The following is a 14276-nucleotide window of genomic DNA, read 5'->3' as shown; positions in this document are numbered from 1 at the left end:
GAGGGCTTGGTAGCCAGGCACCAGTTAGAGTCGGATCAGGGCCGGGGTCGCAACTTGCCGGACGTCACGGCCAAGATTCGGCTCGAGCTGGGGCTACCAGCGACCGGCGCAGGCTTGACCCGTACCCGGGCAGAGAGGGCTATGCCAGTAGGTAGCCGTCGTGGCGTAGGGATTCCAGCATCGCAGTGTCGCCGTCGCGTGCTCGGGATCCATCGTTGTAGAAGTTGCTCATGGGATGGTCGTACCAGCTCGTTGGTAGCAAATTGCCGGAGGCGGTTCTGATCGCTGAACGTCGGTTGTCCACCGACAGCGCTGTGGCCGCGTCCACTGCCGCCGAGAGTCCGGCTGAGCGCAAGGTGATCGCGATGGCCGCGCCGGCGGGGTCCAGTCTGTCGAGCAGGAAGCGAGCTGAGGTCTGGTTCGTAAGGGTTGTCAGCGTGCACAGCGCAGCGCCGACCAGGTGTGTGAGCAGGGCGGGGATTGCTGCGATAGCGCTGGTCTGCCGCTCGATACAGGTCTCGCACCCGGCGTACCGGGCGGCGATGAGGTCTAGCAAGGGGCGCAGGTCCATATCGGCCCTGGATCCGTCGGGTTCGCGTCCTTGGTAGTCGGCTGCGTAGAGCGCCATCATGGACATGCCGATGCCGGCAGGTCGCGGATGGCGCGGTTCGTCGGCCGACGTTGGTCCTGCGCAAGGTCGGGCTGGCACTCGGCTGGCGCGGACCTCATCAAGAATGTCGTCGAATGAGGCGTCACCGGATCCACTCATACGGCCACCATATCGACATCCTCTGCCTATGTGTGGCCGCGAATGCACCCACAGCGGCACGAAAGGCGACGGGTGTTGGAAGGAAGGGTTACCCGCTCCCCCCGGCCTGCGATGCGTTCACGCGGCAGCCGGTGCGTCTATCGGCGGAAGGGGCGGCGGCCGTCTCGTGGCGTCGCGTTCTGGAAGGGCTTGAACTAGGCCTCGGGCCGGTAGTCGCCGATACGGAAGCGCTGGTTCTCTTGCGATTCCGGGTCTTCGATGCCGTCCAACTGCTCGTTAAACAGGTGCAGGATGTCCTCGTCTTGCAGCAGCACGTCGACGGCGAGGTCCCAGTCGTAGTCGGCGTGATGGTCGGGCAGCAGGGCGAGTTCCTCCGCGGGAACGCCCCAGCCGTCTGCTGCGGCTGCTTGCGCGGAGCGCAGCATCAGGTGCATGGACATCTCCTCGGCCGGGCAGGTCGCCAGCGGAAGGCGACCGCCAGCCAGGTCAGCGGCCAGGTCGTCGAATGCGCGGGCGGCCTGACGCCGCCACACCGCGTCTTGGCTCCAGGTGATTCGCGGGTAGTCGGCGAAGGCCATCCACGTGTTGTCCTTGCTCGACACCGGGGTGTCACCGAACTGCAGGACGTCGGTGTAGGCGTGATCGGAGTGCAGCTGGGCCATCGACCACAGCATCACCGCCGATCGGGGCGTCATCTGAAACCCGGTGCAGGCGTCGCAGTCCTCGGTTCCGCACTGGCAGACGGGGAACAACGCGGCGAAGTCGGGCAGCGTAGACACGTCAGAGCCGCGGTCCTCGCGGCCATCACCGTCGCCATCGTCGACCGTCACGGTCGAGCCCGTGACCTCGGCGCCCGCTCCGGTCTCGACGATCGAGTCCGGGTCGATGATCCAGTCCACGGCCGATCGAAGATCGTCTTATATGGCGGCTTTTTCGTCCGACCGGACATCCTCAGGGCTGCGGTCGACGTCGGCGTCGAAGGTCGTGGCCGCGACCTTGTCGAGCGCGGCCTTGCGCACTGCGGCCTCGTCGGTGACCTCGACTGTCACCTCGGCGGAAACCGTGAACCGACGCCGCTTCTTGTTCATGACGGCAGGATAGACAGAGGGCGGCTGCCGGACGAGGGCCCGATTGGGCCGCCGGCGAACAGAGTGCCTGCAGGTGCTTGCAGGTGGCCGGACTGATCGGCCGACCGGGGATCGGCGCGCTCACCAGGCGATCAGATTCACCCTTGTGGGTATAATCCCCGCTCTCTGGGCATGAGCTGACAGCCAAGCGGTTGGCGTCAAGTCGACGGATCTGCAGGACAGGCCGCGTCGCCGGGATCTTCGTGGGTCGATGACGGGGCGAGGATGCGATAGAACGATCCTCATGGATGATCTGGAAGCCGCGCACCGCGCCGAACTCGAGGGTTTCGGCATACCACCGCGGTTCGACATGCGCATGTTTCCTCTACTCGGCGAGGAGCAGCCGAGCTCAAGCGTGCTGCTGCGGGCCGTGACGCCTCAGCAGCGCGAGGTCGCGGAGCAGGTCGGCATGCAGTTCCGGCGTGAGCTGCGCTTCGACAGCGCACCGTTCGATCCGGACGACCCTGATTCCGAAGGCGTCTTAATCATGTCGAAGAGGTTCGCCGCGACGTTCGCGATCGTTGCCGGCGCCGCGGGCCTCGAGGCCGAAGACGGCGGCTGGGTGCTGAAGTGGATCTGGCTACACCCCTACGAACGCGGCAGCCTCTACATCGATGAGGTCTGGACCGAGCTGGAGGGACGATACGGTGCCTTCTTCGTGGAGGGCCCCTACTCCCCCGCAATGAGCGCCTTCTTCCGACGGCGAAGCGTCGCAGAGTCGCGCTTTGATTCGATGCAGCTCAAGTAGACGACGCCACAGCGGCAGCCGCTGATCATCCGGCGCCCTATCCGCACCGATCCCGCCTATGGCACGGAGTTCGTAACCACACCCGCTAAACCGTCCTAGGAACCTAGTTGGTGCACGTACCGGTGGCAGCAGGACCCGTTCGCCTTCCTCCGGTCACCCAAGCTCATACCGGGATCAGGACAATCGATCGCGACCACATCGGCAGCGAGGCGCACTGACCGGTTCGCCACGGAAGCTTGAGTGAAGAAATTATGCGATCAACTAAAGCGTTGATGTTATGCTGCCGTTTGTCTGTGAAGTGACCCTGGAGGCGACGGTGGAGCGTGCGATCAGCGGCTGGGCTCAAGAGCGTTTCGGTGAGCGCGCTCAGCAGGTTCGCGAGGCCGTGGTCCAGGCGTTACGCTCGACCGTGACGGACGCGCAGGACGCCCATAAGGAGGGTAAGAGCGACAAGCTGTACACCTTCGGCTGGACGCTCGCGGTGCGTAAGTACGAGCGCCTCGTCGAGGCCCTGCAGGACATGGATGATGTAGAGCTGGTGCGCCCGCCGGGGTCGCCCCACAATCTCGTGCTGTTCGGTGGGAACTTGTTCTATCCGTTCCGGTACGCCAAGGACGGCGCCACCCCACTGAGCGAAGCCCGCGTCACGGACGGCAGAGTCAGTGCGATGGTCACGGAGCTGTTCCAGCGCTTCGGACCCGAGCCTACCAATCAGGAAGTCACCTTCCCGCTCTTCGAGCCCGAACCGAGCCCGGACGACGACGCATTCCGGTCGGCGTTGGACCGCGTTCCCGCAGAGACGAAGTTGGTTTTGGTCGCCTTCGCGTGCAACGAGCGCAGTGGCCTTATTGATGCGGCGTGGGGTGAGGGAGAGCTGGTCGACAGCACCGGTCATCTGCGGTGGCTACCCGGTTGCTACGAGCCTCTGCCGATCGCCGCGGCGGCAGCAGAGTCGCGTGGCTCGGTCCCGCAGCCTCGCGCGGCAGGCGAAACATCAGGCGAGACCAGGTTCGGCGAGGGCGCCATGCCGAGTGTTCCGCTGACGACGCGGCCCCCGATCGAGCGGGCTAACAGCGACGCGTTCCCGCCGGCCATTGAGCCAACTCCAGAAACGCCCAGGGTCGATGAAGAGGACCAGTAGCCGTCAGCTGTCGCTGCTACCCGGCGTCGGCGCGAACTCTGCTCCGACACCGGGTGCGGTTGCCAAGGTGTTCGATCCGGCGCGATTAACCCAGGCGCGTCATCTCGCCGGTAAGACGAAGAAGGAGGTTGCCGAGGCCGTCGGAGTGACGCCGGCAGCGGTGGGACAGTACGAGGCTGGTGTCACCAGACCGCGACCGGATCTGTTGCCCAGGCTCGCTGACGAACTCGACGTGCCGATCGCATTCTTCGTCGCCGGTCGACCGCACGCGCGTATCGATGCCTCCGGCGCGCACTTCCGGAGCCTGCGTACGGCTCGCGCGTGGCAGCGAGATAAAGCGATCGCCCACGTCACCCAGGTGGGTGAGCTCGCGCTTGCGTTGGAGAAGCGGGTGCAGTTGCCGCTGGTGGATCTGCCGGGGTTCGTCGGAGGAGAGATGCATTCCGGCGTCGAGCTGCCTCAGTCGCCGGCCGAAGCCGCCCGGGCGCTGCGTTCTCACTGGGGACTGGGAACGGGCCCTATCCCCCACCTCGTACGGCACTTGGAGGCACGCGGGCTTGTCGTCGATGCCCCCGCGCCGGACCACGCCGACCGGGAGGTCGACGCGTTCTCCATCGCCTACCTGCGGCCGATCATGGTTCTGACCGCAAACCGCACCGATGACGTCTACCGGTACAGGTTCACCGGCGCCCACGAGCTTGGACACCTGGTGCTGCACGGCGACACCGCACCCGGTGACACGCAGCACGAACGAGAGGCGGACGCGTTCGCGGCCGAGTTTTTGACTCCCCGCGACAGTATCCTGCCTGAGCTGCCGGCTCGCGCTGACTTTCGTCGCCTGGCCGAGTTGCAGCGAGTTTGGGGGGTCTCGATCGACTCGTTGCTGTACCGCTGCCGCGAAGTCGGACTTCTCTCGGATCAGGCCGCCGGCCGCGCATGGCGCCGACTTGCCCAGCTGCGCCAAGAGACCGGCTTCGCCACGGAGTCAGTCGACCGCTATCCCGGAGAACAGCCAATCATGCTGCGCCAGGCGTTCGAGCTAGCCGTGCGGGAAGCCGGCCTTACTGACTACGCACTAGCCCAGGAGCTCGGCTGGTCAGTGGCTCGGACGCGCGAGCTTCTCGGCTTGGCGCATCAGCGTCCGGTACTGCGGTTGGTTCCCTAAATCTTGGGCCGCGTAGGTGTGCCGGCCCTATTTCTCCGGCCGGTCGATCGGCTCGGGGTACCAGGTCTCGCACACATAGGGTGATGGGGAATGCGTGGGCGTGCCGGAGACCTTGACCTCGACCTGTCGCTGGACGGTGAAGTTTGCTGGCCGGCTCGGACCGGTGCACGCAAGCCTGTCTTCCTTAGCGCCACTGGAGTGGTGCCACCAAAACCACCCCATGACGATCATCCCCAGCAAGAAGCCAGCCAGTAAAGCGATTCCTGCTGCTTTGGCGAGACGCTTGGGGTTGTGTCGTCCAGTCGAGGGCGTGGATGCGCGCACGGGGATAGGATTCGGGCGTAGCCGCGGGACGCTCGGTTCGTTGAGTTCGGCCAGCCGGTCGACTGCTGATTCGAGCTGGCCTGCCACCGTCTCGAGCCTGAGTAGGTCGAGTTGCGCGGTGACGCTTTCGAGGGATGCGACAGTGCGGCCAAGCGCTTGGCCGTGTTCGGCCAGAGTGGAGGCCGAGTGCTCGAACTGCGGCGCTGCGTCAATAAAGTGCCTCGAGCTGCGCTGCGGAGTGCTCGAATCCGGGCATGGCGTCGACGAACAGTCCCAAGTGCTGCGCGGAGCGGTCGAACGAGGGAACGACATCGGCGAAGAACATCAGCAGCTGCGCTGAGTGGTCGATCTCCGGCAGCGCGTCGGCTGAGCTCTGGAGCAGTTCAGCCGCACCATGGGCGATCTTGCCTGCTTGTTCCAGACGGGCAACGGTGGCTTTCAGCTCGGCTGTGATCTCTTTGAACGACTGCACGAACAGAGACTTGAGGTCGGCCGCGGACATGCGGATGGCGTGGAGCTCTCTGAGTGTCTGCTCGTCGAACTCCGCTTCCCGGGAGTGCTTCCACTTACGCAGTTCACCCGGCGGATAGTGCTGCCGGGTGTCTGCGCCGTCGACGATGGCATGATGGCGGCCGCAGAGGACCAAGAGGTTCTCGAACGCCTCAGTATTCGTCCGGCTGCCATTGCCCCGCGGGCCACCGGACGATGCGGCCACGATATGCGCGACCTCGCCCACGAACACGACTTGATCCCGGTCGATGACCAGGACCGGCTCACCACAGTTCGGCGCGTAGCACCGCCCCCTGCTCAGCACGTAGAGCGCGCGCCGGATCCTCTCCGGGATGCTTCTTCGGCTTTGACTCACGGCAGCAGAGTAGTTGCCCGGTGTGACATCTCTCGATGTCCGTCGCGCCGGAGGACTTGGGCAGGGCTCGAAGTTCTGTCGAGGTACTGGGCCGGCACACGCGCTAAAAGCTAGCCATAGGACTACCTCCGGTCCGTCCTGAACTCATTCACAAGGCTAATTAGGGCGAAGTCGTTCGGCGCGAAAGGAATAATAGTCAAGTGTTTGTGATTCGGGAAGCCGAAGCAGATACTAGTGACGCCCGAAATACCAATCATCATATCCGAGCGTTGTACGATCTTCCATTCCGTATAAGGGGTTATGCATGAGCCGTAACGTGGTTCCGCAGCAGCGGTCGCACGACTCAGTGTGCTTGCGGTGCCGTCGCCTCGATCAGTTGGTGAGCGTGCCGGCCGCGGTACGCGCCGGTCACTCCACCGGAGTGGTACATGGCAGCGTGACCGGCCGTTTCGGCTACGCCGTTCCTGCCACTGGCCGGGTGTCTCAGGTCAGCGCGTTGGCGCGTGCATTGGCTGCGCCGAGGCGACCACATGCCGCCACCGGGCCGGCCATCGTCTTCGGCGGGTCTGTCCTGCTGGCGATGTGGAATTTGCCGCTGGCGGTATCGGATCCTTCTGACAGTACGGCGTGGTTCGGGACGGTGCTCTTTCTCGCTGCGGCGGCCGGCAGCGGTTGGGTGTTGCGAGCACGGCAGCGTCGCCTTCAGGTGGTGGGTCCCCTGGCCGACGAAGCGGTCGAGCTTTGGCGGCGGTCGTGGTACTGCCGCCGGTGCGGCGTGGTCAGCGTCTACGGCACTGGCGTGCCGATGACTGTGCCGGCGGGCGGCCTCGGCACTGCTCTGATCTCGGTGGCTAAACAGCGCCGTCGGCGGCCGGCGCAGCCTGTGCGGTCCCGTCCGCGGGGGTCTCGCAGTAGCCTGTAATTGGCGGTGCCTGCCGCGCTTACAGGATCTTGGGCAGCGAGGGCTTTCGCTCGCTGCCTGGCCGCGTTCAGGCACTCTTTCCTGGTCAGCGCCGGTGGCGACTCGCTGAATGTCGGCACGTCACGACTATGGTGGATGTTGATAGTGCAACGACCGAACAGGTCGTGAAAACAGGAGTGTTGATTCATGGCGAAGCAAGTCATTACCGTCCTGACGGACGATCTCGACGGCGGCGACGCCAATCGCACCGTGGAGTTCGGGCTCGACGGGGTGAACTACACCATCGATCTGTCGGAGAAGAACGCCGGCAAGCTCCGCAAGGTCCTCGACCCTTACCTCGAGGCGGCAACCAGAATCGGCCGGGGGACGGCAGCTGGCCGTATCACGTCCCGCACCGCCGCAGCCCAGCCCAGCAGGGCTAACCGTGATCAGAACCAGGCGATCCGGGAATGGGCGAAGAAGAACGGCCACGAGGTCTCTGACCGGGGCCGGATCCCGACTGGTGTCGTCGAGGCGTTCCACGCCAATCGTTGAAGCTCTGTAAAATGTTGGTTCGTGGATAGCTGACGGGGTGCCGTTGCAGGCCTCTCTCTGATGGGCTCGCAACGGCACCTCGGCGCGCTTAACACTTGAGGTTGTCAAGCTCCGGCAAGTCATCGATAGATTAGTATTGTCGCCCCGGCGGCCTGCACTCTCAAGCTGTAGGCGTCCTGCCAGACCCTCGCCAGTCAGTGAAGGTGTGGGCAAGAGAGACGGACATTATTCAACGTCCGAACTGACTTGGTCCCTTGAGTCGACTCATCCGCGGCCGCGTAGAAACTCGGACTCGCGGGCCTTCACGATGAATTTATCTTTCCAATCGTCTTCAAGTCGGCCGACCTGCAGCACTGCACTGCCGACAAGATGCAAGAAAGCTGTCTCCGGAGTAGTAGTCGCAGCGGTGCTGTGATGCTGCTGCACGAGACGACTACCAGCTGGGACGAGGTCGAGAATCAGGTCCATGGTGCATGCACGAACACTGCGTTTAACTTGGTCTGTCTCGTTCTCGGAATGGACTATTTCGTAGCCCAACGCTCGCAGTCCGGCTTCTTGGAGTGCAGACAAGAGGGCAACCCACGCTTCGGGATCACGGTTCGCGTAGGAAAAGATTAGGTGGCCGTCTTCCTTGAGCACCCGCCGGCTCTCGGCGTAGATCCTCGTGAGTAGCTGCTGGTACTCACCCACTCCCGCCAGTTGTCCGGTTGCGGCGTTTACAACGGCCTCACCGGCGAGAGCACCATCGACTAGCCCCGCCCATGACCGAAGCGGCAGTGAAAGTTCGCTGTATTGGACGTCGTCGTGATATGGCGGGTCCGTTAGAACAAGGTCCGCGAGTTTGTCCGGTAGCAGCAGCCTCTCGCTGCTACCTTCGACAACTTGAACCGCCGACGGGCTTTGCTTCTTGGGCATGGGCTCGCTGGCGCGGCGCCTCTCAACGGTCAACGGGCCGCCGGTACGAGAATGCAGCCACTCTGCAGCCCGGACGAGCTGACCGAGGCGACGCAATACAGTGCCTCGACCGCTAACTTCCGTGCCCCAGGCGTTTGGCTCAGCGGTGAATGTTGTCAGGTTGAAGCGATGCCCTGCCATCGACTCGTAGCTTTTGAGATACCAGCGGTCCCATCTTGAGAGATGGCCGGCCATTTCTGTGCTGCCGATGATTGCCATTCGGAGTGCCGCTTGTACTGCCAGTTGGCTCGAACAGTCTGGTACGAGATCGAGGAGCTGGCGCACTAGAAAGGCTTGCCTCGTGGGGTAGAGGTCCGCCCAGTCTTTGAAGCCGTGGCGGAGCAGTACGCGGGTCTCTGCGCCTTCAGGAATCGGGCCGAGGGGTACGGGTGCGCCCCATCGATCAGCGTTTGCGGCTGCGACTTCCGCCTCTGTCGGGATTGCAAGCTCTCGGCGGAAGCCGTTGGCCCGCTCCACCAGGACGACGTCCCATTCCCACGCCCGGCTGGCGACTCGCTCGGAGAGCCGTTCACGGTGACCCTTCGAGCATGTGACTACCCGTCCCGGGGCGTACATAGCCGACGGGTCGATGACTGTTCCGCACGTCTCACAGTGGCTTGCCTTATCACTGCGGCCAAGTTGCAGGTGGCCCTGCCTACAGCTGATGAAGGCTTCTGGCAAACCTCGTTCCTTGCGGACGAGAAGGGAAACCATCGCATAAGGGAAGTGTCGGTTGCGCTCGCCGCACTGTGTGCAGTGACTTGCCGCGACGCGGAAGGTATGACTTACGTGACCGCGGGAGCCGTCCTCCATCAGCGTGCCGTAGGCAGCTGTTGCAAGAGAGTTTGCTCGCTGGGTGAGCGCCGCGATGCCCTCTCGAAGTTCGGTAGGTTGGGGCAGGGCTAGCATCGCCGCCAGCCCGGTCGCTGCCCATGGATTGAGGTCTTGGGCGTAAACCCGGTGCCCTCGTGTGACCGCGGACAGAGGTATGACGCCTCCGCCTGCGAAGGGATCAACGATCAGCAGCGGCGAATCTGCCTGAGAGGCCACAGCCTCAATCAGAGCACCGTTCACCGCGTCTGTACGGCGTGCCCACCACCGGTAAACGCTCACTGGCGGTAAGTGAACCTCACGATTGCGGCTCTCTGCTTTTGCCGCAGCACTGATCGAATCAGCGTCAAGGTGACGGAGCGGCGATCGGAGGGGCGACGCAGACGTGTCGGCCCTAGGTGCCGTCGCATCGGCACGTCGAGTGATGACAGTCATACACTCCTCCTCTCCCCGTCGTAACTCATGATTCCGTACCCTAGCCGCATTTTCCGGCATCGACGCACCCGGGTCGGTCACGGTTCATGCGGATCAGGCTCTGGGCAGCCAGCGGACGCGGACGGCTCCGGCACCAGATCGATAGTTCTTGCTGGGATGGGCTTACCGTGCTGGTGGGCAGGCATAGGCAGGCCCGGGCGGAGAGTTGCCATCGGGATCTCGATGCGAACAGACTCCCACCGCGCGCCTCCATGATCGGTCGGCAGGAAGGGATCAAGATCACTGCCGGTCAGCCATCCGGCAACGAAGAGCTGGCCGGCTAGATCCTCCTTAACCGCGACGAGAGACCAGTGGTCGTCCGCCGCACCTGTGCGAGCCTCGTTTCGGCTGAGGAAGAAGGAGAAAGCTCCCGGTTTCGGTCCAGAGGTCTTGACCTCGAGACGGTGTCGACATCCACCGGGATCTGGGCAGCTCACGTCGTAACCGAGATCGTCGCTGTGCAGACTGAGCCAGCAGACGTCAGCCGCGAGGTCCAGTCGGCCCATGCCTTTGAGCCAGTCGCGGGCGCTCTGGACGACGAACTCTTCGCCGGCTGCGCCGATAGCTTTCATGCGCTCGTCATCAACTTTCCGTCCCATCATCAGGAGGAAGTTCTCGCGGCGTTGCGGGTCGAAGACGCTACCCAGTGCTTCCAGCACGTCCTCTGGGATCATTGCTTCGCCCTGTTCCGCGACGGTGAAAAGCCATAGCGGTGGTTCGCGCATCAGGCAGTGCGCGAGCAGGAACTCACTTGCAGCATCAAGTGGCATCGACGCGAAGGTCGTGAACTCTTCAGCTGGCGCCAGCCAGTCGCCAGTCCGGACGAGAACACCTACGGTCTCGAGGAGCAACTGACCGTCCTCGAGATGTCTTGGGGCGAAGATGCCACCGCTCGGTGTAACTGCGTAGGACTGGCGTGCGTCCTCGGTACTGGCGCCTGCGCCGATTAGTCGGCATGCACGGACAGCGGCCTCTAGCTCGAACGCTGTGGGGCAGAACGGCGTCATGATCAGTCGTGGAAGTCTCGGGGGCCGGGAGGATCCGCACGTAGGTGCGCGAAGAGCGCTTGGAGGTCGTCGCTGTCGACAGCGCGCTCGATCGTCCCGGCTTCCTCGTCGGGGAGCGCGGTGCTCATAAGGCTCGGATCATCGAGCGCCTCGGCCAGGTTCTTGGCTTTGATCTGAATTCGGGCATCTACGACGTCGTCGATGGTGCCGGCAGTCACCAAGTAACGGATACGAGTCTCGTCGGAGGGAAGAAGGCCGAGTCTGTGAATTCGATCGATGCTCTGGAGCCAGTGACCAGCGTTGAAGGTTCGATCGAGATAGATGGCATCGTGGCACTCTTTATGGAGGCTGACTCCCTCGCTCATTGAAGCCGGGTTCGCAATAAGGACCATGCATTCGTTGTCTGGCGAACGAAACCTTCTAAGTTCCGATTCTCGGGTACGCTCGGCGTCCGGCTGTGTTAGCTGGGATGGCATACCACCGTAGATCAAAGCTGGACGGTAGATCGTCAACATGGTCTCGAGGAGCTTGATGTTACGGACGAAATTCGTCCACACTAATGTTTTGCGTCCAGCGTCGGCATTCTCCTTAATCATCGACAGGAGCACCTGAAACTTTGCGGGTGTCTCGTACTGGTTGTAGCGCTGCATTACCTCCCACAAGGGCGTACCTCGGGGAACGTCTAGTGGCGGATGCCGGAAGATGTCGTCGCCTGCCGAGCCAGCGCTGAGGAGTTTCGGGTTCGTTGCGGCCTCCAGCAAGTACATGACGATGTCGCCCATACGAGCCAGCTCTACTCGGGTACTCATACTCACACGCAACTCGCCTGCGTATTGATCATGCAGAGCGGCATAGATCGTCGCCTGCAGCCCTTCAAGCGGCACCGGAACAGCTTTGATGCTGACTTCCGGCAGGCCCAGTTCGGCCTTCTTAGTGCGTGTGAACATCGGAGCGATACGAGATGCGATTGCCGCACCTGCGCCCGGGGGCGCTGGGTTTAGCAGGGCTTCGGGCGGTAGAACTCGTCTCGCTTGGCCGGGCCACAGGAAGTCAATGAGCGCTACGAAGTCGGACGGCGCTTGGGGTGCTGGCGTTCCCGTTAGCAGATCACGACGGACGGCTAGAAATGCTAGCGAAAGGCAGGCGCTGCCCCACTGGCCGTCCCAACCCTTCTTCATTCTGTGAGCCTCGTCGAGGAGCACCATCGTCGGCTTCGCTCGCGCCCACGCGCTAAGGTCTTCGTAGTTCGCGGCAAGCCGTTGATAATTAACGAGCAAAATCTCGGCGTCGTGCGGAATATAATCCCCGTTGTATGCCTGGACGACGGGTTTGACCTCGTCTCCGAAGCAGACTTCAACCTCTGACGTCCATGCGTCATACGCTGATAGAGGCGCCACGACGAGCAATCGCTCGACCCGGCCGGCGGTGCGTTCAGCCTCATAGGTGGCATAAGCAACTGTAGTCTTTCCTGCGCCGGGCACAGAGAAGTTGGCACCGTGTGGCAGGCTCAACAGGTGGGCAAGGTCGCGGAGCTGAAACGGGCGCAAGGGGCGCGTGAAGCGACTGGTTTTAAGTCGAGCCTCGGCTTGTTCCGTCGTTAGCTGCGGTAAGGCATTGAGGATTTCCGACAGTGTCTTGCGCTCGGCGTGAGTCGATCTCAGGATTTGCTGCAACTCCGGCGATATCTCGAGGCCGACACGGTCACGTCGGCCCGCCGGACCGACCCAAGCCATCCTGCTGAGGACGCGTTCGAGGTTGCAAAGTGCTTGAGAGTTCGCGTTTCCGACAGTCGGATCGGCTGCCCATTCCATCATGAGCTCGAACCAGAAGCTGTCGGGGACGCCCTCGCCTCGCTTAGCGTGCACCCGCGGTGGAGAACCAGCCAGCTGCAACGTAACTTTCGCTGCCGTGGCGGTGGACGCGGTCATGCCGAACCCGTGAACGGGAAGACGTCATTGAGATCTTGGATCGCTCGGTCCAAAGCTTCGTATGCCTGCTTCCACGCCTCGGTGTCGAAATCTTGCCGATTGCGCACGTTATCGTATGACGAACGCGCGGCATCGATTCGTTTCGTAGCTTCCTTGAGGAGCTTGGTGGGCGCCAAGATTTCGTCCCCTTGGGCGTCGTCCAAGCTCTTGGTCTCGATCGCCGTGGCGTACGCGGTGGCGATGCCTCCAAGGAGCTGCTGCCGGTTGATCGTTTGCGTCGTGCCGTCTACGGACGAAATCTCGACGGTGGGAGCATCAACCGTCGTGGCAAGCAGCGTCACGAGTTCCTCGAACGGCACCGAGGTAGAGCGATCACTGGCCGCCTGTTCGACGTGTTCAGAGTCGTCGAACAGGTCGAGACCGTCGGGCTCCGTGAGGTCGGGTGACGATTCACGGCTTGCTACGACGCCAACGACCGGGCTCTCGGCGAATGCATCGCCCAGGTACGAAGCGACGAGCGTTTCATCCACCTCGCGTAGCTTCGAGTAACCAAGTCCAGCAAGCATGCCAACAATGCGAGCGTCGCGGATCCGCGCGGCTTTCACCGCGTTCGTCTTGGCGGTCTTCTGATAACCGCCGGCAATCTCCAGCAGACTTTGACGCATTCCCTCGAAGAACGTCCAGGGAATCGGTGGGTTAGACCTGGCTCGCACGCTCTCGATGATCTGCAGTATGGACAACTCTTGATCAACGCGGGTCGCAGCCTCCTTGCGGCCCCTGTCGCCCTTGGCTCGGAGCTCGCGCCACGTTAGGAGACCGATCTCCTCTTTCGAGTAGTCCTGAAGTAAGTCTCTGACAAAGAGCAGGGTGTTGACGTTGGAATAGCCTTGCTTGACGTCCTCCTCCATCTGGAGTGACGCCTCGATTGCCCGGAACTCTTTGTCCATGGCGTCAGTCGGTAGAACGACGACATCGATGTACTGCTTACCGAGTTCGCGAAGTGCAGCTGCTCGAGTGTTTGCATTTACCAGAATGCCGGTGTGACTGACGACGCCGGGGTAACGCTGCCCGTCTGCCTCGAGAGCGCCCTTGATGCGCGTGTACCCCTCGGTAGCACGAAGCTGTTCCTCAAGGAACGCCTGCGCCCTCTCCCCCCACGGCTCCTTCTGAAAAAGTTTCTGCGTCTCCTCCGGAGCGGAGAGGATTTGCGCCCGAATGCGGTGACTTGTGGGGCTGTACAGCGTGAGCTCGAGCGGGATGCTCACCACTGGCAGGAGGACATCCTTGCCCTTGTAGGTGATCAGCTCCTGCCGCGCGCTTCCGCTAGCGATCGCCGCTTGGCGGGCAGCCTCGATCGCAGCAGTTCGCGCCTCAACGGTCGTCGTCACTCGAACATCCCCCAGCACAAGGTCAGTCCCCGGTTACCGCACCGGAGGTCAGTCTCATTCTGTCCGACGGGTACGACATTTTGGTCGACTGGTCTGGTG

Annotated in this window: 13 protein-coding genes; 4 read left to right on the top strand and 9 right to left on the bottom strand. The window is 62.8% G+C overall.

Features of this window, described 5'->3' with window-relative positions:
• Nucleotides 1-139: 139 nt before the first annotated feature.
• The 3 genes from ACGFJ7_RS35585 to ACGFJ7_RS35575 form a co-directional block, all read right to left on the bottom strand.
• Nucleotides 140-769, bottom strand: coding sequence for a hypothetical protein (locus ACGFJ7_RS35585; RefSeq protein ID WP_392646307.1), 630 nt, complete (start codon nt 767-769; stop codon nt 140-142).
• Between the two features lie 194 nt (nt 770-963).
• On the bottom strand, nt 964-1668 hold the full coding sequence (locus ACGFJ7_RS35580; RefSeq protein ID WP_392646305.1) for a hypothetical protein: 705 nt from the start codon (nt 1666-1668) through the stop codon (nt 964-966).
• Nucleotides 1669-1686: 18 nt separating this feature from the next.
• Nucleotides 1687-1857, bottom strand: a complete 171-nt coding sequence (locus ACGFJ7_RS35575) for a hypothetical protein (RefSeq protein ID WP_392646303.1) — start codon at nt 1855-1857, stop codon at nt 1687-1689.
• Between the two features lie 283 nt (nt 1858-2140).
• Here ACGFJ7_RS35575 and ACGFJ7_RS35570 point away from each other — a divergent pair, with 283 nt between their 5' ends.
• The 3 genes from ACGFJ7_RS35570 (at nt 2141) to ACGFJ7_RS35560 (ending at nt 4950) form a co-directional block, all read left to right on the top strand.
• A complete protein-coding gene (locus ACGFJ7_RS35570; protein WP_392646301.1) occupies nt 2141-2644 on the top strand; it encodes a hypothetical protein in 504 nt (167 codons plus the stop codon).
• A gap of 277 nt (nt 2645-2921) precedes the next feature.
• Nucleotides 2922-3785: a hypothetical protein gene (locus tag ACGFJ7_RS35565; RefSeq protein ID WP_392646299.1), complete on the top strand. Its 864-nt coding sequence runs from the start codon at nt 2922-2924 to the stop codon at nt 3783-3785.
• Nucleotides 3786-3852: 67 nt separating this feature from the next.
• Nucleotides 3853-4950, top strand: coding sequence for a helix-turn-helix domain-containing protein (locus ACGFJ7_RS35560; protein WP_392646297.1), 1098 nt, complete (start codon nt 3853-3855; stop codon nt 4948-4950).
• 27 nt (nt 4951-4977) lie between these two features.
• Here ACGFJ7_RS35560 and ACGFJ7_RS35555 read toward each other — a convergent pair whose 3' ends face one another.
• Together ACGFJ7_RS35555 and ACGFJ7_RS35550 are read right to left on the bottom strand one after the other, a co-directional pair.
• On the bottom strand, nt 4978-5361 hold the full coding sequence (locus tag ACGFJ7_RS35555) for a hypothetical protein (RefSeq protein ID WP_392646295.1): 384 nt from the start codon (nt 5359-5361) through the stop codon (nt 4978-4980).
• Between the two features lie 121 nt (nt 5362-5482).
• The gene (locus ACGFJ7_RS35550) at nt 5483-6139 is read right to left on the bottom strand and encodes a hypothetical protein (protein WP_392646293.1); all 657 of its coding nucleotides are present in this window, start codon (nt 6137-6139) and stop codon (nt 5483-5485) included.
• A gap of 1108 nt (nt 6140-7247) precedes the next feature.
• On the opposite strand from ACGFJ7_RS35550, the gene ACGFJ7_RS35545 reads away from it, so the two are divergent.
• The gene (locus ACGFJ7_RS35545) at nt 7248-7595 is read left to right on the top strand and encodes an Lsr2 family protein (protein WP_392646291.1); all 348 of its coding nucleotides are present in this window, start codon (nt 7248-7250) and stop codon (nt 7593-7595) included.
• 264 nt (nt 7596-7859) lie between these two features.
• On the opposite strand, the gene ACGFJ7_RS35540 is transcribed toward ACGFJ7_RS35545, so the two are convergent.
• The 4 genes from ACGFJ7_RS35540 to ACGFJ7_RS35525 all read right to left on the bottom strand — a co-directional run bounded on the left by ACGFJ7_RS35540 (nt 7860) and on the right by ACGFJ7_RS35525 (nt 14177).
• Complete coding sequence (locus ACGFJ7_RS35540) at nt 7860-9623, bottom strand: hypothetical protein (protein WP_392646289.1); 1764 nt, start codon at nt 9621-9623, stop codon at nt 7860-7862.
• Between the two features lie 269 nt (nt 9624-9892).
• The gene (locus tag ACGFJ7_RS35535; RefSeq protein ID WP_392646287.1) at nt 9893-10705 is read right to left on the bottom strand and encodes a protein NO VEIN domain-containing protein; all 813 of its coding nucleotides are present in this window, start codon (nt 10703-10705) and stop codon (nt 9893-9895) included.
• A 158-nt stretch (nt 10706-10863) separates the two neighbouring features.
• Nucleotides 10864-12789, bottom strand: coding sequence for a DEAD/DEAH box helicase (locus ACGFJ7_RS35530; protein WP_392646286.1), 1926 nt, complete (start codon nt 12787-12789; stop codon nt 10864-10866).
• Nucleotides 12786-14177, bottom strand: coding sequence for a hypothetical protein (locus ACGFJ7_RS35525; RefSeq protein ID WP_392646284.1), 1392 nt, complete (start codon nt 14175-14177; stop codon nt 12786-12788). The genes ACGFJ7_RS35530 and ACGFJ7_RS35525 overlap by 4 nt, the downstream gene beginning before the upstream one ends.
• Nucleotides 14178-14276 lie beyond the last annotated feature (99 nt).

Source organism: Actinoplanes sp. NPDC048988 (genome assembly GCF_043197815.1).
In the GTDB taxonomy this organism is placed as follows: domain Bacteria; phylum Actinomycetota; class Actinomycetes; order Mycobacteriales; family Micromonosporaceae; genus Actinoplanes.
This window is presented reverse-complemented; position numbering and strand designations above follow the sequence as displayed.

What these genes read in the sequence shown, in the direction of transcription:
- ACGFJ7_RS35585 (WP_392646307.1), bottom strand. Translation starts at nt 769, where the DNA reads ATGAGTGGATCCGGTGACGCCTCATTCGACGACATTCTTGATGAGGTC.
- ACGFJ7_RS35575 (WP_392646303.1), bottom strand. Translation starts at nt 1,857, where the DNA reads ATGAACAAGAAGCGGCGTCGGTTCACGGTTTCCGCCGAGGTGACAGTC.
- ACGFJ7_RS35570 (WP_392646301.1), top strand. Translation starts at nt 2,141, where the DNA reads ATGGATGATCTGGAAGCCGCGCACCGCGCCGAACTCGAGGGTTTCGGC.
- ACGFJ7_RS35565 (WP_392646299.1), top strand. Translation starts at nt 2,922, where the DNA reads ATGCTGCCGTTTGTCTGTGAAGTGACCCTGGAGGCGACGGTGGAGCGT.
- ACGFJ7_RS35545 (WP_392646291.1), top strand. Translation starts at nt 7,248, where the DNA reads ATGGCGAAGCAAGTCATTACCGTCCTGACGGACGATCTCGACGGCGGC.
- ACGFJ7_RS35530 (WP_392646286.1), bottom strand. Translation starts at nt 12,789, where the DNA reads ATGACCGCGTCCACCGCCACGGCAGCGAAAGTTACGTTGCAGCTGGCT.